Source organism: Pseudorhodoferax sp. Leaf274, assembly GCF_001422445.1.
Lineage (GTDB): Bacteria > Pseudomonadota > Gammaproteobacteria > Burkholderiales > Burkholderiaceae_C > Pseudorhodoferax.
In genome coordinates this window covers 454,273-473,836 of sequence record NZ_LMNA01000001.1, presented here as the reverse complement: position 1 = coordinate 473,836, position 19,564 = coordinate 454,273, and the positions used below count along the sequence as shown (strand labels likewise).

The 19,564-nt window shown below is 71.3% G+C and carries 15 protein-coding genes and 1 pseudogene; 1 reads left to right on the top strand and 15 read right to left on the bottom strand.

The window, feature by feature from the left end; all coding sequences use genetic code 11:
- Nucleotides 1–16: 16 nt before the first annotated feature.
- The 3 genes from ASF44_RS02095 to ASF44_RS02085 form a co-directional block, all read right to left on the bottom strand.
- The gene (locus ASF44_RS02095; RefSeq protein WP_056897500.1) at nt 17–1,018 is read right to left on the bottom strand and encodes an SGNH/GDSL hydrolase family protein; all 1,002 of its coding nucleotides are present in this window, start codon (nt 1,016–1,018) and stop codon (nt 17–19) included.
- Nucleotides 1,019–1,258: 240 nt separating this feature from the next.
- Nucleotides 1,259–2,986, bottom strand: coding sequence for an ATP-binding protein (locus tag ASF44_RS33145; protein WP_156374323.1), 1,728 nt, complete (start codon nt 2,984–2,986; stop codon nt 1,259–1,261).
- Between the two features lie 2 nt (nt 2,987–2,988).
- A complete protein-coding gene (locus ASF44_RS02085; protein ID WP_056897499.1) occupies nt 2,989–3,792 on the bottom strand; it encodes an alpha/beta fold hydrolase in 804 nt (267 codons plus the stop codon).
- 213 nt (nt 3,793–4,005) lie between these two features.
- Here ASF44_RS02085 and katG point away from each other — a divergent pair, with 213 nt between their 5' ends.
- Nucleotides 4,006–6,252 (top strand): catalase/peroxidase HPI, encoded by a 2,247-nt coding sequence (katG, locus tag ASF44_RS02080; RefSeq protein WP_056897498.1) that lies wholly within the window; start codon nt 4,006–4,008, stop codon nt 6,250–6,252.
- A 41-nt stretch (nt 6,253–6,293) separates the two neighbouring features.
- Here the strand turns inward: katG and ASF44_RS02075 are convergent, their stop codons facing one another.
- The 12 genes and pseudogenes from ASF44_RS02075 to ASF44_RS02025 all read right to left on the bottom strand — a co-directional run bounded on the left by ASF44_RS02075 (nt 6,294) and on the right by ASF44_RS02025 (nt 19,552).
- Nucleotides 6,294–8,732: a TonB-dependent siderophore receptor gene (locus tag ASF44_RS02075; RefSeq protein WP_056897497.1), complete on the bottom strand. Its 2,439-nt coding sequence runs from the start codon at nt 8,730–8,732 to the stop codon at nt 6,294–6,296.
- A gap of 63 nt (nt 8,733–8,795) precedes the next feature.
- A complete protein-coding gene (locus ASF44_RS02070) occupies nt 8,796–9,803 on the bottom strand; it encodes a FecR family protein (protein WP_235579102.1) in 1,008 nt (335 codons plus the stop codon).
- Complete coding sequence (locus ASF44_RS02065) at nt 9,793–10,308, bottom strand: RNA polymerase sigma factor (RefSeq protein WP_235579101.1); 516 nt, start codon at nt 10,306–10,308, stop codon at nt 9,793–9,795. Before ASF44_RS02065 ends, ASF44_RS02070 begins: the two co-directional genes overlap by 11 nt.
- A gap of 127 nt (nt 10,309–10,435) precedes the next feature.
- Entirely contained in the window at nt 10,436–11,602 is a 1,167-nt protein-coding gene (locus ASF44_RS02060) for a Fic family protein (RefSeq protein WP_235579100.1), read from the bottom strand.
- 68 nt (nt 11,603–11,670) lie between these two features.
- Nucleotides 11,671–12,048: a VOC family protein gene (locus tag ASF44_RS02055; RefSeq protein ID WP_056897496.1), complete on the bottom strand. Its 378-nt coding sequence runs from the start codon at nt 12,046–12,048 to the stop codon at nt 11,671–11,673.
- Between the two features lie 11 nt (nt 12,049–12,059).
- On the bottom strand, nt 12,060–13,520 hold the full coding sequence (locus tag ASF44_RS02050; protein WP_156374322.1) for an SRPBCC family protein: 1,461 nt from the start codon (nt 13,518–13,520) through the stop codon (nt 12,060–12,062).
- Nucleotides 13,521–13,602: 82 nt separating this feature from the next.
- Complete coding sequence (locus ASF44_RS02045; protein WP_056897494.1) at nt 13,603–14,037, bottom strand: SRPBCC family protein; 435 nt, start codon at nt 14,035–14,037, stop codon at nt 13,603–13,605.
- Nucleotides 14,037–15,728: a flotillin family protein gene (locus tag ASF44_RS02040; protein WP_056897493.1), complete on the bottom strand. Its 1,692-nt coding sequence runs from the start codon at nt 15,726–15,728 to the stop codon at nt 14,037–14,039. Before ASF44_RS02040 ends, ASF44_RS02045 begins: the two co-directional genes overlap by 1 nt.
- A complete protein-coding gene (locus ASF44_RS02035) occupies nt 15,725–16,555 on the bottom strand; it encodes a phosphoenolpyruvate hydrolase family protein (protein WP_056897492.1) in 831 nt (276 codons plus the stop codon). The genes ASF44_RS02040 and ASF44_RS02035 overlap by 4 nt, the downstream gene beginning before the upstream one ends.
- Nucleotides 16,533–17,792, bottom strand: coding sequence for a Tm-1-like ATP-binding domain-containing protein (locus ASF44_RS32710; protein ID WP_235579133.1), 1,260 nt, complete (start codon nt 17,790–17,792; stop codon nt 16,533–16,535). Before ASF44_RS32710 ends, ASF44_RS02035 begins: the two co-directional genes overlap by 23 nt.
- 483 nt (nt 17,793–18,275) lie before the next feature.
- A pseudogene (locus ASF44_RS33055) lies at nt 18,276–18,746 on the bottom strand (ABC transporter ATP-binding protein); the annotation flags it as partial.
- Nucleotides 18,746–19,552 (bottom strand): ABC transporter ATP-binding protein, encoded by an 807-nt coding sequence (locus tag ASF44_RS02025; protein ID WP_200930543.1) that lies wholly within the window; start codon nt 19,550–19,552, stop codon nt 18,746–18,748. The gene ASF44_RS02025 and the pseudogene ASF44_RS33055, both read right to left, overlap by 1 nt.
- Nucleotides 19,553–19,564 lie beyond the last annotated feature (12 nt).

The window sequence follows — 19,564 nt, the reverse complement described above, 5'->3', positions numbered from 1 at the left end:
CCGCCCGCGGGGGGCATCAGCGCTGCGTCAGCAGCGCCGCGAACATGGCCGTGCCGATCACGCCGTGCACCTGCGTGGTCGGGTGCATCGCGTCCCAGAACAGGAAGGGCGGCATGAAGGCCGGCTGCGTCACGTCCACGCAGGTGGCCGGGTTGGTGAACAGGCATGTGGCCGCGCCCTTGCCCGGGGCCAGGAACTCGGCGGCCGGCACGTCGTCGATGATGAGCCCGGTGGACAGCAGCGTCGCACCCAGCTTGTAGACGTCCACCGTCACGATGCGCACGCCGCGCAGCTCGCGCTCCAGGCTGGCCAGTGCCGCCTTGAGCTGCGTGTTGTGCTGCTTGCTGAGCGCCGTGAACTGCGGGCCCAGGTTCTGCGACACGGCGAACGGCGTGAGGCCCAGGTCGGCCAGGTTGGGCACGATGAAGTCGCGCGCGCCGGCCACGTACAGGCCGCGGATCGCTGTGGTCACGTTGGCCACCACGGTGTAGGGGCTGTCCGTGATCATCTGCAGGTAGTCGTTGGAGCCGCTCCAGACCATGTACAGCGCGTTGGCGGGCGCCTTGCGGCCGTTCAGCGCGGTGGTGAACTGGCCGACCTGGCCCAGCAGGCCCGGCACCGTGAAGCCCATCGGCGTGGGGGTGGAGACGCCCGAGGCCGAGCCGCCGAACGCAAAGCTCAGCGCCGCTTTGGTACCCAGCGTGGGGTCGGTCACCGAGGGCGACAACTCGGCGTTGTTCTTGCGCGCGATCAGGCGCCACAGGTACTCGGCCGCCACCGGGCCGTTGCTGAAGCGGCCCTGCCAGTAGGTGGCGTAGGGCGTGGCCGAAGGCGGGATCGCGGGCGTCATGCCCATGCTGCCGCTGACGATGTAGTCGTTGCCGGTGTCCGACAGGCTGTCGCCGAAGACGTACAGGCCGGGGTACTTGACCTGGCCGGCCCAGGCCGCCGGCAGCACGGCCAGGCACAGCGCGACGCAGAGAACGCGCCAGAACGCGCGCAGGGGGTTTGCAAACATGTTTCCCTCCCAGGGAAGGTGGTATCGAGAAAGGCATCTTACGTAACGAGATGCCAAATTCGGTACGAAACCAATGCAAATGTGTAACAACTGGCGCGCGATATTTGAAACGAATTGCGACCAATCGCTGGCGTTTCGCTGCAGGTTGAAGTGCGCAGGGCACCGCGGTGAGGCGCCCACGCTGTGGCGGGCACCCCACACGGCGCGCGGGACGCGGGCAGGGCCGGCCTGCCGCAGGCCTCAACCGGCCGTGGCCGGGCCGTTGCGATCGCGCTCGCGCTTCTCCAGCGTTTCCACCACCTGCTGGGCCAGGAACCGCAGCAGCTCCAGCTGGGTGGGTTCGAGGCTGCGCGGTTTGCGGTCGATCACGCACACCGTGCCCAGCGCCTCGCCCGTGCTCGTGACCAGCGGCGCACCCGCGTAGAAGCGGATGCACGGGTCGCCCGTCACCAGCGGGTTGGTGGCGAAGCGCGGGTCCAGCGCGGCATCCTGGACCACGAACACCTCGCCCGGCGTCTGGATCGCGTGCGCGCAGAAGGCGTACTCGCGCGGTGTCTCGGTGGCCTGCAGCCCCACGCGCGACTTGAACCACTGGCGCTCGCGGTCCACCAGGCTGATGAGCGCGATGGGCGCGTCGCAGGTCTCCGCCGCCAGCCGCGTGATGTCGTCGTAGGCGGCTTCCTGCAGCGTGTCGATGGCCAGGCGGTCCAGGGCGGCCTGGCGTGCGTGCTCCCTGGCCTGCGGCGTCGGCGCCGCGCGTTCGGGCACCTCGGCCGGCAGGCAGGGGCCCTCGGCGCGCGGAAACGTGGCCAGGAAGGTCGTGCCGTCCGCCTCCGAGGAGACGACCCCCACCTCGCCGCCGTGCGCGTGCGCGATCTCGCGCACGATGAACAGGCCCAGCCCCACGCTGCTCGCGTAGCCGGCCACCTGGCTGCCGCGCGACATGGGATCGAAGAGCCGCGGCACCAGGTCCGCGGGGATGGGCGTGCCTTCGTTGTGCACCGCCACCGAGAACGTCTGCTGGCCGATGGCCGAGCGCACCTCGATGGGCCGGTCCGGCGCCCCGTAGGTCGCGGCATTGGTCACCAGGTTGCCGATCAGCTGCAGCAGGCGGTCGGTGCTGGCCAGGCAGGTGCCCGTGCCCTCGATGCGGTGCTCGATCGAACGGCCGGGATGGGCCATGCGCAGGTCTTCCAGCGCCTCGGCCACCACGGCATGCAGGTCCAGGCTCTCCACCTTGATCTGCAGGCCCGTGCCCATGCGGCCGCGGCTGAAGTCCAGCAGGTCGGAGATCAGCCGCGTCGCGCGGTTGTTGGAGTTGCCCAGGCGGGCCAGCGCCGCCTTCTGCTTGGGCGACAGCTCGCCCATCCCCAGGATGTGGGCGCTCATCTTGATCACCGACAGCGGGTTGCGCAGGTCGTGGCTCACGATGGCCATCATCTGCTCGGCGAACAGTGCGCGGTCGACCGCCAGCGCCTGCTGGCGGTCACGCTCGGCCTGGGCCTCGCGCAGCGCCAGCTGCATCTCCTGTTCCTTGGCCAGCAGCTCCTCGGCCCGGCGGCGCGCCAGCACCAGTTCGTGCTCGTACTTGTTGCGGTCTTCGGCGACGAACGCGGCCACCTCGTGCACGGTCACATCCCCGTGCGAACGCCGCACGGCATGCCAGACCATCGGCAACCTGCGCCCGCTCGGGTGCAGGACCTCCAGCTTGATCTCGGCCACCGAGCCCTGGATCTGCATCAGCGGCCCCCAGTGGGTGTGGTGGAAGATGCGCCCGCCCATCGTCAGCAGGTCCTGCAGCTTCACGCGGCCGACCAGCGCTTCGGCGGGGCGCCCCACCCAGCCGCAGAACGTGCGGTTCACCCGCTGGATCAGGCCGTCGGGCGCGGTGACGATCAGCCCGCAGGGCGCGTCGTCGTACAGGGATGCCGCGTCGAACGGCGCTCCGGCGGCCGTGCCCTGTGCCATGGTCAGCGGACCCATTGGCGCAGGAATGCCTCCATGGCGCTGCGGCTCGCGCCGGGCGCGCTCAGGTGGGGGCAGTGGCCGGTGTTCTCGATCAGCTGCAGCGTGGCGTTGGGCATCGCGCCGCGCATGTACTCGCCGACCGCCTGCGGGGCGATCAGGTCGTCCGTGCACTGCAGGATCAGCGTCGGCGTGTGCAGGCGCGCCAGGTCCGCGCGGTTGTCGGACAGGAACGTGACGCGCGCGAAATGCTTGGCGATCTCGGGGTCGGTCCGGCAGAAGCTGTTGGTCAGCTCGTCGGCCAGCTCCGGCTGGCCGGGCGCACCCATGATCGCGGGCGCCATGCTGCTCGACCAGCCCAGGTAGTTGGATTCCAGCGTGTCCAGCAGCCCGTCGATGTCCCCGCGCTCGAAGCCGCCGACGTAGTCGCCGTCGTTGATGTAGCAGGGCGAGGGGCCGATCATGACCTGCGCGGCGAACGTGCCGGGCGCCTGCAGGTCGGCCAGCATGCCGATCATGGCGCTGACGGAATGCCCGACGAAGACGACCGGCCCCGTGGCCGTTTCCGCCACGATGTCCAGCACGTCCTGCGCATAGCCGCCGAGCGAGGCGTACTTGGCCTTGTCGTAGGCCGCCAGGTCGGAGGCACCGCTGCCGACCAGGTCGAAGGTGACGATGCGCCAGCGGTCGACGAAATGCGGCGCCATCAGGCGCCACATGCTCTGGTCGCACCCGAACCCATGGGCGAACACCAGGGTCGCCGGCCCGTCGCCACTGACGTGGACGTTGTTCCTCTTGATCACATCCACGTTGAAAACCTTCCGCGGCCAGGGTGGCTGCGCGGCGGGAATTCTAGTCGGCGGGTGTTCCGGCGTGGATGGCCTTTTCCAAGGTACGTGCGGGCCGGCGCGCGTGGCCGTGCGCTGCCTATCGCGCCCATCGAAAACGGATATCGCGGCCCCCGCATTTCAGCGACAGAATGGCCGGCCATTCCCACTCTGCAGCAGAAAAAGGAGCCACCCATGAGCAGCGAACAAACTCCCGCCAAGTGCCCGTTCAGCCAGGCCAGCAGCGCCGGCCGCACCAACCGTGACTGGTGGCCCAAGCAGCTGCGCGTGGACCTGCTGCACCAGCACTCGTCCAAGTCCGACCCCATGGGCGCGGGTTTCGATTACGCCGCCGAGTTCAAGACGCTGGACCTGGCCGCCGTCAAGGCCGACCTGGCCGCCCTGATGACCGATTCGCAGGACTGGTGGCCGGCCGACTTCGGCCATTACGGCGGCCTGTTCATCCGCATGGCCTGGCACAGCGCCGGCACCTACCGCATCGGCGACGGGCGCGGCGGCGCCGGCCGCGGCCAGCAGCGCTTCGCACCGCTGAACAGCTGGCCCGACAACGTGAGCCTGGACAAGGCGCGCCGCCTGCTGTGGCCGATCAAGCAGAAGTACGGCCGCAAGATCTCGTGGGCCGACCTCATGATCCTGACCGGCAACGTGGCGCTGGAGACCATGGGCTTCAAGACCTTTGGCTTCGCCGGCGGCCGGCCCGACGTGTGGGAGCCGGACCAGGACGTGTACTGGGGCCGCGAGGACAAGTGGCTGGGCGGCGACGTGCGCTACGCACAGGGCTCGCCCGGCGTCGACAAGGACCGCGGCGTGCTCGTGAAGGACGACGACAGCAAGGCGCCGCACACCCGCGACCTGGAGAACCCGCTGGCCGCCGTGCAGATGGGCCTGATCTACGTGAACCCCGAAGGCCCGGATGGCAACCCCGACCCTGTGGCCGCCGCGCGCGACATCCGCGACACCTTCGCCCGCATGGCCATGGGCGACGAGGAGACCGTGGCGCTGATCGCCGGTGGCCACACCTTCGGCAAGACCCACGGTGCGGCGGCGGCCTCCAACGTGGCCGACGAGCCCGAGGCGGCTGGCATCGAGTCCCAGGGCTTCGGCTGGAAGAACAGCCACGGCAGCGGTGCCGGCGCCGACGCCATCACCAGCGGCCTGGAAGTCACCTGGACCACCACGCCCACGCAATGGAGCAACAACTTCTTCGAGAACCTGTTCGGCTTCGAATGGGAGCTCACGAAGAGCCCGGCCGGCGCCCACCAGTGGGTGGCCAAGAACGCCGGCGAGATCATTCCGCACGCCTTCGACAAGACCAGGAAGCAGCGGCCCACCATGCTGACGACCGACCTGTCGCTGCGCTTCGACCCGGCGTACGAGGCGATCTCGCGCCGCTTCCTGGCCCATCCCGAGCAGTTCGCCGATGCCTTCGCCCGCGCCTGGTTCAAGCTGACGCACCGCGACATGGGACCACGTGCACGCTACCTCGGCCCGGAAGTGCCGGCCGAGGTGCTGGTCTGGCAAGACCCGGTGCCGGCGGTGGACCACCCGCTGGTGGACGAACAGGACATCGAGGGCCTCAAGTCCAAGCTGCTGGCCTCGGGCCTCACGGTGGCGCAGCTGGTGTCCACGGCCTGGGCCTCGGCGTCCACCTACCGCGGCTCGGACATGCGCGGCGGTGCCAACGGCGCCCGCATCCGCCTGGCCCCGCAGAAGGACTGGGCCGTCAACCAGCCGGCGCAACTGGCGCAGGTGCTGGCCAAGCTGGAGAGCATCCGCACCGACTTCCAGGCCGCCGGCAAGAAGATCTCGCTGGCCGACCTGATCGTGCTGGCCGGCGCGGCCGGTGTCGAGAAGGCCGCACGCGACGCGGGCCACGCGGTGCAGGTGCCGTTCACCCCGGGCCGCACGGACGCATCGCAGGAGCAGACCGACGTGGCCAGCTTCGAGCCGCTGGAGCCGGTGGCCGATGGCTTCCGCAACTACGTGAAGGGCCGCTACAGCGTGCCGGCCGAGGTGTTCCTGGTCGACCGGGCCCAGCTGCTGACGCTGACGGCGCCCGAGCTGACGGTGCTGGTCGGTGGCCTGCGCGTGCTGGGCGCGAACGTGGGCGATGCCCAGCACGGCGTGTTCACCGACAAGCCGGGCACGCTGACCAACGACTTCTTCGTCAACCTGCTCGACATGGGCACGGCGTGGACCGAGGTGGGCGGCGACGCGCAGGCGCTGTACGAAGGCCGGGACCGCAAGACGGGCGCGGCCAGGTGGACGGCGACGCGCGCCGACCTGGTGTTCGGCTCGAACGCGCAGCTGCGTGCCACGGCCGAGGTCTACGCCAGCGCGGACGCGCAGCCCAAGTTCGTGGAGGACTTCGTGCAGGCCTGGGCCAAGGTGATGGAGCTGGACCGGTTCGACCTGGCCTGAGCCCGCAACCGTCCCGGCGCCTGGCGCCGGGACGGCGGCCTTTAGAACCTGACCCTCGCCGTCAGCGTCATGGCCCGCTCCAGCCCGTTGTAGCACTCGCCGTGGTAGCAGATGCCGTAGTACCTGCGGTCGAACAGGTTGCGCACGTTGAGCGCGAAGCGCCAGGCGTCGATCTCGTAGTGCAGGGCGGCGTCGAACAGCGTGACGCTGGGCTCCGACGAGGTGTTGGCCTCGTCGTTCTGGCGCCGGCCCACGTGCGTGATGCCGCCGCCGATGCCCAGGCCGCCGCCCACCAGGTAGTCCAGCCACAGCGAGGCCGACTGTCTGGGCACACCGGGCGGCGCCTTGCCGACCTCGGTGCGGTCGGCGCTCTGCACCGTCTTGGTGTCCAGCCAGGTGTAGGCCGCGCTCGCCTTGAGCCCGGGCAGCGGCTCCGCCTTGGCCTCCAGCTCCAGCCCGCGTGAGCGCTGCTGGCCGACTTGGCGCGCGTCGAACGTCAGGTTGTCGTAGGTCACCACGTTGGTCTTGCGCAGGTCGAACACGGCGGCGGTCAGCAATGTGCGCGTGCCCTCGGGCTGGTACTTCACGCCCGCCTCCCATTGCCGGCCGCGGCTGGGCTGGAAGGGCTGGCCGTCGGCACCGGTGCCGCTGTTGGGCAGGAAGGACTCGGCATAGCCGAGGTAGGGCGCCAGGCCGTTGCCCACCAGGTAGGTCAGGCCGGCGCGGCCGCTGAAGGCGCTGTCGCTCTGCGCGGTGCGGGTGGCGGCCCGGTGGTCGTCGGTGACGGACTTCACATGGTCCTGCCGGCCACCCACAGTGGCCAGCCAGCGCTCGCCGAGCTGGACCTGGTCCTGCACATACACGCCCACCTGCCGCAGGGTCTGCGTGTAGTTGGCCAGCAGGGTGGTCGGCTGCGCGATCGGCAGGCCGTAGACGGGGGCGAGCAGGTCCAGGTCGGGTGCCGGGCCCCGCAGGCGCAGCGCCTGGGCCTTCTGGTTGTTCCAGTCGATGCCCAGCAGCAGCTGGTGCTCCAGCCCGCCCGCGCGCAGGCTGCCTTGCAGATGCGTGTCCACGCCGGTCTGGCGCATCGGGTCGTTCCAGGTGCGGGCGATGCGCGAGACGGTGCGGCCGTCGTCGCCGATGGAGTCGAGCCAGACCACGCGGCGGTCCAGCGTCAGGTGGCTCACGCGGACGTTCTGGCGCAGCGTCCAGTCGTTGTTCAAACGGTGCGCGAAGCGGTAGCCCACCGAGGTCTGCTCCTGCGCAAGCTTGCCGAAGCTGTAGTCGCCCATCTTCACGTTGGTCAGCACGTGGTCGGCGGGGGCGATGTAGTAGGGGTCTTCGGCCGAGCGGTCCTTCAGGTACTCGGCCTGCAGCGTGAGCGAGGTGGCGGCATCGGGCTCCCAGCGCAGCGACGGCGCCAGGTAGGTGCGCGTGCGGTTGAGCTTGTGGCCGTCGGGGTAGATGTCCTGGTCGTTGCTGTCCAGGCCCACGCCGACCAGCCGGTAGCTGAGCGGCGAATCCGTGGCCACGCGGTCGCCCAGGTCGAAGGCCAGCTGCCGGCGCTGGAAGCTGCCCACCTGCGCCTCGAGCTCGCGGATGCGCTCGCCCGTGGGCTGCTTGCTGACCTGGTGGACCACGCCGCCCGCATCGCCCTGGCCGAACACCATCGACGACGGGCCGCGCAGCACCTCGACGCGCTCCAGCCCGTACAGCTCGGTCTGGTAGTAGGTGACGCCGGCGGGCGTGCGCGCCAGGCCGTCGCGGTAGCCGTTGCTGCGGGCGCTGAAGCCGCGCACGGTGATGTATTCCCAGCCGCGGTTGTCCGGGCCGTAGATGCCGGTCATCACGCCGGGCGTGGTGCCGATGGCCTGCGACAGGTCCTGCACGCCGCGGTCCTGCATTTCCTCGCGGCCGACCACCGAGATGGATTGCGGCACCTCCAGCAGCGGCGTGTCGGTCTTGGTGGCGGTGCTGCTGCGCCGGGCCACGTAGCCGCTCACCGGGCCGGTGGCGGTTTCCCGGTCCGCCTCGGCGGTCACGGTGACGGCCGGCAAGGTGGTCGCGCTGCCGGTGTCGGCCTGGCGGCGGATGGCCACGCCCGCGCCCTGGGCGGTGGCCGCCAGCCCGGAGCCGCTCAACGCGCGCTCCAGCGCCTGGCCCAGCGTCATCGTGCCCTGCAGGGCGGGTGCGCTGCGCTGGCCGGCCAGCGCGGCGTCGAAGCCGATGCCCACGCCGGATTGGCGCGCCAGCGCGTCGATGGTCAGCGCCAGCGGCTGTGCCGGCAGCGCCAGTTGCAGCGGGCGCGCCATGGGCGCCGGCTGGCCGCCCGACGGCGCGCGCGCCGCAGCCGCCGGCGAGGGATCGGCGGCGCCCGCGGTGGAGGCTTGCGCCGCGGCAGGCGGGCTCGGCATCGCCATGGCGGCGGCGCAGGCCAGCGCGAGCGCGGTGGGTTTCAGGGTGGCGGCTGTCGTTGGCATCTCTTGCGTCCTCGGGAAGGTGGTTTCCCGTGGAAGACGCTCTCGCCGGCCGATCACCGACAACTAATTTGTAACAGCCGCCCGGGCGCGCAGCAGCACGCCGCCGGCCTGCCGTTCGGCGTGCAGCGGCAGCATCTGCGGCAGGTTGTCGACGAAGGCCGCCGGGTCGCGCAGCGGGAAGCTGCCCGTCAGCCGCAGGCTGCGCAGCGCCGCGTCGTCGGCCAGGCGCAGCGGCTGCGCCAGGTAGTCGTTCCAGCGCGCGACGACCTCGGCCAGCGGCGTGGCCTGGAACACAAGCCAGCCGTCGCGCCAGGCGCCCACGCTCTCGGCGCGCACCTGCGTGCGCTGTGCCAGGCCGTCGCGGTCGACCTCGAAGGCCTCGCCTGGCTCCAGCACGGCCGGCGGTGCCTGGCCCGGGGCGACGGCCACGCGGCCGCGCGCCACCGCCACGCGCAGGCGGTCGCCCCGCACCGACACGCTGAACAGCGTGCCCAGCACCTCGACGCGGCCGAAGGCGGTCTCCACCACGAAGGGCCGCGCCGGATCGTGCCGCACGTCCACGCGGATCTCGCCGGACTGCAGCACGCAGACGCGCCGGTCGCGGTGGTAGCGCACCTGGGCCGCGCTGTTGGCGGCCAGGTCGATGCGCGAGCCGTCGGGCAGGTCCAGGCCCTGCCGCTGGCCCTGGCCGGCGCGCAGCGCGAACTGCGCGGTGGGCTGCAGCCAGGCCCAGCGGCCGCCGGCCGCCAGCGCTGCGGCCAGTCCGCCCACGCCCAGCAGCGTGAGTGCGCGGCGCCGGGCCTGGGCGCGGTGCGCGGCCCGGTCGGGCGGCAGGGCCACATCGCCGCGCAGCGCGCTGGCTTCGGTGGCCTGCCAGTAGTGGCGGGCCGTGTCCGCCGCGGCGGCATGCGCGGGGTGGGCCTGGCGCCAGCGCGCCAGTTCGTCGCGCGCGGCGGCGGCCTGTTCGGGCGTGCCGTGCTGCTGCCGGCCGATCAGCGAGAGCGCGTGCTCCACCAGCCGGCGTGCCGGCGGCCGGCGCGTGCCGGGCGATGCCAGGTGTTCAGCTGCCACGGTGGCGCATGCAGTCGAACACGGCGCGCACCACGTGGCGGTCCACGGCGCTCGCGTTCAGGCCCATGGCGTGGCCCGCCTCGGCATAGCTGTAGCCGTAGATGCGCACCAGGATGAAGGCCTCGCGCCGCTTGCGTGGCATGACGGCCAGGCGCGCCATGAGCCGCTCCAGCCGCTGGCGCGCATCGACCTGTTGCTCGACCGACGGTGCGCTGTCGGGGCCGACCAGCGCCAGCGTCTGCAGCATGCGTTCTTCGGCGGCGCGCCGGCGCGCATCGCTGACCACCAGGTTCTTGCCCACGCGGTAGAGCAGGGCACGGTCGTCGGCCACCGGGGCGCCGCCGGCCTGCATGGCCAGCAGGCGCGTGAAGGCCTCCTGCACCAGGTCGCGCGCGGCATCGCGGTCGTTCAGCGAACGCGAGAAGAAGTTGACGAGCTCGGCATAGGTGCGCGCCGCTGCGCGGGCCAGCGGCACCGCCAGCGCGCCCGCTTCAGGCGGCGACACGGTGCAGGCCGGTCGGCTGGCGGAGACGCGGGAGCGGGAAAGACATGGCGGCCTGGATGAATAGGAATTGCTCGCAATTGTCCGGGAGAACCCGGCGGGCTGGCAACGGGGGTGTCGCCGGTGCGCGTCATGCCGAGAGCAGGGCCACGTAGGCGGCGTAGCCGAAGCTGCGGTTCTTCTTCTGCCCGGTCAATTCCGCCAAGATGCCCTGCTCCTCCAGCAGCTTGACGGCCGCGGTCGCCGTGGGAAATGTGGTTTCCAGCCGCTGGCGCACCTGCTCGATGGTGAAGCGCGGCATCAGCGGCAGCAGCTCGAACAGCCGCAGCGCCACGGCGCCCACGCGGGGAGCTGCCAGCAGCCGGCGCCGGTCCGTGTTGATCAGGCTGGCGACGGCCACGATGCCGCGCTCCGCCTCGGCGGCCGCTGCCTCCACGCCGTCGAGGAAGAACGCGATCCAGCCCTCCCAGTCGCCTCCGGTCCGGACCGCCGACAGGCGTTGGTAGTACGCAGCCTGGTGCTGCTTGAGGTAGCCGCTCAGATAGACCAACGGCTCGGGCAGCAGCTGCCACTGCTCCAGCAAGGCCGCGATCAGCAGGCGGCCGATGCGGCCATTGCCATCCAGGAACGGGTGGATGGTCTCGAACTGCACGTGCACCAGCGCGACGCGCACCAGCGGTGGCAAGCTCGGTTCCGGATCGTGGATGAAGCGCTCCAGATCGGTCAGCAGGGCCGGAACGCGGTCCGGCGGCGGGGGAACGAACACGGCGCGACCGGGTCGGGTGCCGCCGATCCAGTTCTGCGAGCGTCGCAGTTCGCCCGGCTGTTTGCCCGTGCCGCGCGCACCATCCAGCAGCAGGCGGTGCGCGTCGCACAGCAGGCGCACGGACAACGGCAGGCCATCGGGGCTGCGCAGGTTGTCGCGCACCAGTCGGAAGGCGCGCAGGTAGTTGGTGACCTCCTCCACGTCGTCCACGTTGGCCACAGGCAAACCGGCCTCGTCGTCGAACAGGTCCGTCAGCGTCGCCTGCGTACCCTCGATCTGCGAGGTCAGCAGAGCTTCCTTGCGGATAGCGCTGTACAGCAGCCAATCAACCGAGGGGACGAGCCCAGCGACGCCAGCCAAGCGCCCCAGCGCCATCTCCGCCCGCTGCGTGGCCACGGCATAGACATCGGGCGAGAGCGCCGGTTCAGCCGGTGGCAGCGGATGCGGCACGAACGCACGGACGGCCTCGCCCAGCGTGGTTGTCGTGGTGTAGCTGCCGGTGGTGCGCATGGTGTGAAAGCGGTCTTGCATGACCGCGACACACATTAAAACATTCTTTAATTTGCGAGAAGTTGATGAAAGAAAACTTGCATCGGGGCTTACGGCTCCTCCGCCTTGTCGAAATCCAGCTCCACTTTCGCCCCGTTCGGGTCGTGGCAGAACAGCTGCCACAGCGCCCCGGCCTGCCGCCGCAGGTCGTACTTCCAGCCCGCCGCGTCGAAGCGCGCCTTGACCTCCCGGAGCCCCTTGGCTGTGAATGCCATGTGGTCGATCACGCCCGCGCGCTGCGCCGGCACGGGCCGGTCGAAGTAGACGTGCAGGATGGCGTGCCTGGTGTCTTCGCCGTAGAGCCACGCTCCGGGGAACCCCAGGTCGGGCCGGAAGCCTTCCTTCAGGCCCAGCATGCCGGTGTAGAAATCCATCGTGGCCTGCGGGTTCTCCGCGATCACGGTGAAGTGGTTCATGCCGAGGATCATGGGGCGCTCCCTCAGGGGATCAGGATGAGGGCGCCGCTGCGCTCGCGCGACTCCAGGCGCTCGTGCGCCTGGGCCGCGCTCTCCAGCGTGAAGCGCTCGATGGTGGGCATCGTGATGCTGCCGTCGGCCAGCGCCGCCCACACGCGGGCTGCGCGGCGCGCCAGGGTCTGCGGCTGCGCCACGTAGACGAACACGATGGGGCGCGAGAACGTGGCGGACTTCATCAGCAGCGCGTCCGGGTCCAGCGGCGCCAGCGGGCCGCTGGCCTGGCCCAGGCTGATCCAGTGGCCGCACGGGGCCAGTGCGGCCAGGTTCTGCTGCTGCGCCTGCTGGCCCAGGCCGTCGACGATGACATCGGCGCCGCCCATGGCCTGCACCGCATCGGCGAAGCGGTAGTCGGATGTGACGATCACCTGCGTGCAGCCGTGGGCGCGCGCGATGCGGGCCTTGGCCTCGTTCGAGACGGTGCCGATGACCTGCGCGCCCAGGCGGGCGGCCCATTGGCACAGCACCTGGCCCAGCGCGCCGGCGGCGGCATGCACAAGCCAGCGCGCGCCGGGCTTCACGGGCGCCACGTCGTGCAACAGCGCGTCGGCGGTCAGGCCCTTGAGCAGCAGTGCGGCGGCCACGTCGTCGTCCACCGCGGGAGGCAGCCGCACCAGCCACTGGGCCGGCACGTTGCGCACGCCGGTGTAGGCGCCGGGTTGCGGGCACAGGTAGGCCACGCGTTCGTCGGCCAGGAATCCGTGCACGCCCTCGCCGCAGTCCAGCACGCTGCCGGCCGCCTCCATGCCGGGCGTGCCGCCGGGCGCGAGCATCGAAGGGATCTGCCCGCGGCGCTGGTACACGTCGATGTAGTTCAGGCCGATGGCCCGCTGGCGGATGCGCACCTCGCCGGGCGCGGGCGGCGGGGCCTCGGCGTCCTCGGCGCGCAGCTGCGCCGCGTCGCCATAGGCGTGCAGCCGCACGCGCCGCGTGGGCAGCGCGATGGCCACCGGCATCGCGGCCCGCCCCGGCGCGCGCAGGTCGTTTGCGCGCTGCAGGTGCCGGCGCAGGTTGGCGAAGCCGGCCTCGTACACGCCCTGCGCCACCATGTCGCGCAGTTCGCGCTCGCGCCCGGGGGGCGTGGCGAAGGTCGATTCCCAGTGCCAGAAGGTGCGGTTGCCATCGGTCACGGGCTTGAGCGTGACGGTGGCCGCGTAGCGCAGCAGCGGCACCGTGGCCTCGACGATGCAGTAGGTGCTCTTGTACTGGCGGTCGTCCAGCGTCAGCAGCTGCTCGCGGATGCGGTTGCCGTCCTTCAGCGAGAAGCTGCGCACGCAGCCGACCTGGTCGCTGCGTTCGCCGCCCTCGATGCGGCTCTGTTCCACCACGTCGTGCCACTGGTCGTGGCTGTTGAAATCGCGCAGCACGGCCCAGACGCGCTCGATGGGCGCGTCGATCACCGTCGAGCGGACCACCTTCTGCAGCATCAGGCCCACCGCCGGGCCGCCCCAAGGCGGGCCTGCGCCCCCTTGGGGGGCAGCGAGTACACGAAGTGACGAGCGTGGGGGCTCATCTGTACAGACGCTTGAGCGCGTCGAAGCCGGTCTGGAACACGCCATCGGCAATCGTCCGCGTCAGCTCCTGCTCGCGCCCCTCGTCGCAGTCGAACTCGGCGCTCCATTCGGCGAAGCAGCGGTTGCCGTCGGTCACGGGCGTGAGCTTGAGCGTGGCCACGTAGTGCTCCACGCCCATGGGGCTCTCCAGGATCTCGTAGGTCTGCGCGTAGTCGAAGTCGGACAGGGCCAGCAGCCGCTCACGGATGGTGCCGCCGTCGCGCGTGTGGAAGTGGCGGATGCAGCCCACGCGGTCGCTCGGTTCGCCGTTCTCGATGCGGCTGTCCGCGATGCCCGGATGCCACTGCGGCAGCCCGTTGAAGTCGCGGATGCGTGCCCAGACGTTGTCGGCGCCGGCCTCGACCACGGTGGAGACGTACAGGCGGACCATCAGGTTTCAGCCTTCTGCTGGGCCGGTGGCAAGGCCGCGTTCGCGCCCGAGCTGGCGCCGGCCAGCCGCTGGATGTCGCCCGCGTCCAGGCCGATCTCGCGCAGCAGCTGGTCCACCAGCGGTGCCTGCGCACGGAAGCGCAGCGCGGAGTTGACGACGCCATCGGCGAAGCCGCCGCCACCGCCATCGCCCCCACCGCCCCCGCCGCCGCCCAGCCCGTCCACGTGCAGGATCTTGATGCCCTCGATGCGCTCCATCGGCCGCACCGATTCGCGGATGATGCCCTCGGCCTTCTCCACCAGGCGCATGCGCAGCGCCGAGGTGCGGGCCTCGGGCGAGAGCACGTTCTGCGCCTCGTTCATCCAGCGCTGTGCCTCCGCCTCGATCTCGGCGCGCACGCGCACGGCCAGGGCCTTGATGCGGTCCGCGTCGGCATCGGCCTCGGCCTGCGCGCGGATGGCGGCCCCGCGGTCGGCGCTGGCGGCCTTCTCTGCCTGGGCCGCGGTGGTCAGCTGCAGCGCCTCGCGCTCGGCCGCCTGCGCGGCGCCGATCAGCTCGATGGCCTTCTTGCGCTCGGCCATCTCCACCTCGCGCGCGGTGAACACCTTTTCTTCGGCCGCAACGGCCAGCGCGCGGGCAGCCTCGGCACCGGCCTGCGCGTTCGACAGCGCCTCGCTCTCGCGCGCCACGGCGATGGCGCGCTGCTGCTCGGCCAGTTCCAGCGACTGGCGGCGCGCGATCTCTGCGGCCTGCAGCGTGCGTTCCTTGGTGATGCGCTCCTGCTCCAGGCTCTGCTCGCTGCGGATGCGGGCCAGGTCGATGGCCTGCTTGGCCGTGATCTGCGCGCCCTCGGCGTTCTGCTCGCTCTGGGCGCGCTCGCTGGTCAGCTCGGCGCGCTGGCGGGCCCGCGCGATCTCCACCTCGCGCTGCTGGTGCAGGCGCGCATGCTCGGCCTCGCGGTCGATGTCCAGGCTCAGCTTCTCGGCCTCCAGGTTCTTGTTGCGGATGGCGATCAGCGTGTCCTGCTCCACGTCGTTGCGCTGCTTCTTGCGGCGTTCGATCTGCTCGGTCAGCCGCGTCAAACCCTCGGCGTCGAAGGCATTGCTGGGGTTGAAGTACTCCATCGCCGTCTGGTCCAGCTGCGTCAGCGAGGCGGCCTCCAGCTCCAGGCCGTTCATGGTCAGGTCGCCGGCCACGGCCTCGCGCACGCGCTTGACGTAGGCCCCGCGCTTCTCGTGCAGTTCCTCCATGCTCATCTCGGCCGCGGCGGTGCGCAGCGCGTCGACGAACTTGCCTTCCACCAGCTCCTTGAGCTGCTCGGGCTCCATGGTGCGCAGGCCCAGGGTCTGGGCGGCGGCCGCCACGGCCTCGGGCTCGGCGGCCACGCGCACGTAGAACTCGGCGATCACGTCCACGCGCATGCGGTCCTTGGTGATCAAGGCCTTGTCGCGGCCGCGGCTGACCTCCAGCCGCAGCGTGTTCATGTTCACCGGGATCACGTCGTGCACGATGGGCAGCACGAAGGCGCCGCCGCCCAGCACCACCTTCTGCCCGCCCATGCCGGTGCGCACGAACGCGCGCTCCTTGCTGCTGCGCAGGTACAGCCAGTGGAACAGCCAGACCACGATGGCCACGGCGATGACCACCACGATCAGGCCGAGAAGGAAGCTGCCGAATTCAGCGCCGGTCATAGTGCAATCTCCGTGAAGCGTCGGGTGGTTTCAGTCAATGCGATCTCGGTGGGCAGCCGCTCCATCGAGCTGGCGCCATAGAAGCCATGCAGTTCAGGGCATTGGCCGAGGATCCAGCGGGCGTCCTCCGGCGTGGCGATGGGGCCGCCATGGCACAGCACCAGCTGCTCGGGGTTGACGGCCTTGGCGGCGGCGGCCCAGGCCTTGATGGGTGCCACGCAGTCCGAGAGCTGCAGCGCGGTCTCGGCACCGATGCTGCCGCCCGTCGTCAGGCCCAGGTGGCAGACGACGATGTCGGCGCCGGCCTTCGCCATGGCGCGCGCATCGGCCTCGCAGAACACGTAGGGCGTGGTCAGCAGGTCCATGGCGCGCGCGCGGGCCACCAGCTCCACCTCCAGCCCATAGCCCATGCCGGTCTCCTCCAGGTTGGCGCGAAAGCTCCCGTCGATCAGGCCCACCGTCGGGAAATTCTGGATGCCCGAGAAGCCGAGGTCCACCAGCCGGCGCAAGAACTGCTCGGGGATCATGAAGGGGTCGGTGCCGTTCACGCCGGCCAGCACCGGGGTGTGCTTGACGACGGGCAGCACCTCGCGCGCCATCTCGCAGACGATCTCGTTGGCGTTGCCGTAGGCCAGCAGCCCCGCCAACGAGCCGCGGCCGGCCATGCGGTAGCGGCCCGAGTTGTAGATGACGATCAGGTCGATGCCGCCGGCCTCCTCGCACTTGGCCGACAGTCCGGTGCCGGCGCCGCCGCCGATCAGTGGCCGGCCCGCAGCGATCTTGGCGCGGAAGCGCCGCAGCAGTTCATCCCTGGCGATGCGTGGCATGGGTGCGTTCCTCGTTGCGGGCCGCCAGCTGGCGCCAGGCGGCAACCAGCGCGTCGGCGAAGGCCTCGTCGTTGATGTGGTGCGGCAGGCGGACCAGCTGGTGGTCGCTGCTGCTGCGGAAGTGCTGGGCCAGCGTGTCGAACAGCGCCTGGTTGGCCTGCGGATCGTGGAAGGGCTGGCCGGGCCGGTCGATGGCCGAGACGCCGCCCTCGGGGACCAGCAGCCGCACCGGCCCGCGCATGGCGTTGCACTTGGCGGCCAGGAAGGCGCCGATGGCGCGGCAATCCTCGGCCGTGGTGCGCATCAGCGTCACGCTGGCGTTGTGCTGGTAGAAGCGCCGCGCGCGGAAGCGCTCGGGCACCGTGTCGCGCGCGCCGAAGTTCACCATGTCGAGCGCGCCGACCGAGCCGACCCAGGGCAGCGAATGGCGCGCGAACACGTCCAGCCGCGTGGGCCCGGCCGACATGGTGCCGCCCACGATCTCGTCGGCGATCTCGGTGGTGGAGACGTCGATGCAGCCGGCCAACAGGCCCGAGTCCGCCAGCTTCTCCATGCTCTGGCCACCCGTGCCGGTGGCGTGGAACACCAGGCAGTCGTAGGCCTCCTCCAACTGCCTGGTCACGGCCTGCACGCAGGGCGTGGTCACGCCGAACATGGTCAGGCCCAGCGCGGGCTTGCGTGCCTCGCTCTCCGGCATCGGGTGGGTCACCATGCCGGCCAGCGCGTGGGCGGCGTTGGCCAGCACACGCTCGCTGATGCGGTTGATGCCCTGCACGTCGGTGACCGAATACATCATGCAGATGTCGCTGGGGCCCACGTAGGGCCGCACGTCGCCGCTGGCCACCGTGCTGACCATCATCTTGGGCACGCCGACCGGCAGCGCGCGCATGGCCGGCGTGGCCAGCGCCGTGCCGCCCGAGCCGCCGGCCGAGACCAGGCCGCCGAGGTCGCGCCGCGTGAGCACGTAGCGCTCGAAGGCCAGCGCCATCGCCGTCACGGCGCTGCCGCGGTCGCCGCTGAACACGGCCGCCTCGCCCTGCGGATGGTGGCGCGCCACCTCGCGCGGGTGCACGCTGGCGGGGGAGGGCTTGCCGCTGGTGGCCAGGTCCACCGTCACCACGCGCAGGCCCAGTTTCTCCAGGCACTGGCGCAGGTAGGCGAGCTCGCGGCCCTTGGTGTCGAAGGTGCCCGCCACGTAGGCGGCACGCTCGCTGCTGGCCGCGACGGGGAACTCCAGCACCTGGGCCGCGCGCTGCACGGGGGATGGCGCGGGTGCGGCCGGCGTCGGTGGCGCCATGCGCGGGATGTCGGTCACGGGCGCGGCGGTGTCGCCGCTGTTCCAGCGGTTGAAGCCGCGCACCGTGCGCGGCAGCAGCGCGTCCAGAGACGGGGCGCCGTCGCCATGCATGCGCGCCACCGTGATCACGGTGGCCGGCCTGTCGGCCTGCGGCATGGGCACAGCATCAGCCTCTTCGTCCGGCCCGGTGCGCACGCCCAGCAGCCGCTCCTGCAGCGCGCGGTCGGCGCCCAGTTCCGCCGCGGGCATCAGCTGCGCGATGCGGCCGTTCACCATCACGCCGATGCGGTCGGCCACCCCGATGGCCACGCCCAGGTTCTGCTCGATCAGCAGCACGCCGATCTTGCCGTCGGCCGCCAGCGCCCGCAGTGCCTGGGCGACCTGCTCGACGATGACGGGGGCCAGCCCCTCGGTGGGTTCGTCCATGACCAACAGGCGCGGCTCCAGCAGCAGCGCGCGGCCGATGGCCAGCATTTGCTGCTCGCCGCCGGAGAGCTGCGCGCCGCCGTTGCCCTTGCGCTCGGCCAGCCGCGGGAACATGGCGTAGACCTTGTCCACGTCGCGCCGCTTGGGCGCGACCAGGCGCAGCGTCTCGTCCACCGTCAGCGAGGGCCACACGCGCCGGCCCTGCGGCACGTAGGCGACGCCGCGCCGGGTGCGGCGCTCGGGCGGCAGGCCCAGGATCTCCTCGCCGGCCAGCCGCACGCTGCCGGTGGCGCGGCCCACGGGCGGCAGCAGGCCGCAGATGGCGTTGCACAGCGTGGTCTTGCCCATGCCGTTGCGTCCGACGATGCCGAGCACGCCCTTGTCCAGCACCAGGCCGATGCCCTGCAGCGCGTGGGCACGGCCGTAGTAGACATCCAGGCCGTCGATGGCCAGCAGCGGTGCGTCCATCAATGCCTCCCGCCCATGTAGATGGCCTGCACCTGGCCGTCGTTCTCCATCTCGGCCGGCGTGCCGGTCTTGAGCACGCGGCCGTTGTGCATCACGGTCACCTTCTCGGTCACGCGCAGCGCGATGTCCAGGTCGTGCTCGATGATCACGAAGCCCATGTGCGCGGGCAGTGCGTTCAGCAGCGCCACCAGCTCGCGCCGTTCCGCCGGCGACAGCCCGGCGGCCGGCTCGTCGAACAGGATCAGCCGCGGCGCGCCGGCCAGCGCCATGCCGATCTCCAGCTGGCGCTGCTGGCCATGCGCGAGGTTGGCCACCAGCTCGTCGGCGATGTGGGCCAGGCGGGCGCGCTCCAGCAGTTCCTCGGTCGCCTGCGTGGAGCCGTGGCCCGGCCCGGCGCGCCGCAGGCTGAAGCGGCCGTTGGCCACGCCGCGCACGGCCAGGAACAGGTTGTCGCGCACGCTGAGCTCGCGGAACAGCAACGAGGACTGGTAGGTGCGCCGCAGCCCCTTGCGGATGCGTTCGTGCGGCGGCAGCGCCGTGATGTCCTCGCCGAAGAAGCGGATGCGCCCGCTGGTCGGCGGAAAGTCGCCCGTGATGGCGTTGAACAGCGTGGTCTTGCCCGCGCCGTTGCTGCCCAGCACGGCATAGCGCTGGCCGGCGGCCACCGAGAAGCTCACGTCGTCCACGGCGCGCAGCGCCCCGAAGGCGCGCGTGACGCCTTCGAGCGCGAGCGCATCGCCCGAGGCCAGCGCGCGCGGGGCGGCGCTGGAACGGGCGGCGGGGCGCAGCGGAGTGACGGTGGCCACGCGTTCAGCCTT

Excerpts from the sequence above, each read along its gene's own strand:
- ASF44_RS02050 (WP_156374322.1), bottom strand. The coding sequence starts at position 13,520 with ATGCTGCAGAAGGTGGTCCGCTCGACGGTGATCGACGCGCCCATCGAG.
- ASF44_RS02045 (WP_056897494.1), bottom strand. The coding sequence starts at position 14,037 with ATGGTCCGCCTGTACGTCTCCACCGTGGTCGAGGCCGGCGCCGACAAC.
- ASF44_RS02075 (WP_056897497.1), bottom strand. The coding sequence starts at position 8,732 with ATGCCAACGACAGCCGCCACCCTGAAACCCACCGCGCTCGCGCTGGCC.
- ASF44_RS02055 (WP_056897496.1), bottom strand. The coding sequence starts at position 12,048 with ATGATCCTCGGCATGAACCACTTCACCGTGATCGCGGAGAACCCGCAG.
- katG (WP_056897498.1), top strand. The coding sequence starts at position 4,006 with ATGAGCAGCGAACAAACTCCCGCCAAGTGCCCGTTCAGCCAGGCCAGC.
- ASF44_RS02040 (WP_056897493.1), bottom strand. The coding sequence starts at position 15,728 with ATGACCGGCGCTGAATTCGGCAGCTTCCTTCTCGGCCTGATCGTGGTG.
- ASF44_RS02035 (WP_056897492.1), bottom strand. The coding sequence starts at position 16,555 with ATGCCACGCATCGCCAGGGATGAACTGCTGCGGCGCTTCCGCGCCAAG.
- ASF44_RS02060 (WP_235579100.1), bottom strand. The coding sequence starts at position 11,602 with ATGCAAGACCGCTTTCACACCATGCGCACCACCGGCAGCTACACCACG.
- ASF44_RS02095 (WP_056897500.1), bottom strand. The coding sequence starts at position 1,018 with ATGTTTGCAAACCCCCTGCGCGCGTTCTGGCGCGTTCTCTGCGTCGCG.
- ASF44_RS33145 (WP_156374323.1), bottom strand. The coding sequence starts at position 2,986 with ATGGCACAGGGCACGGCCGCCGGAGCGCCGTTCGACGCGGCATCCCTG.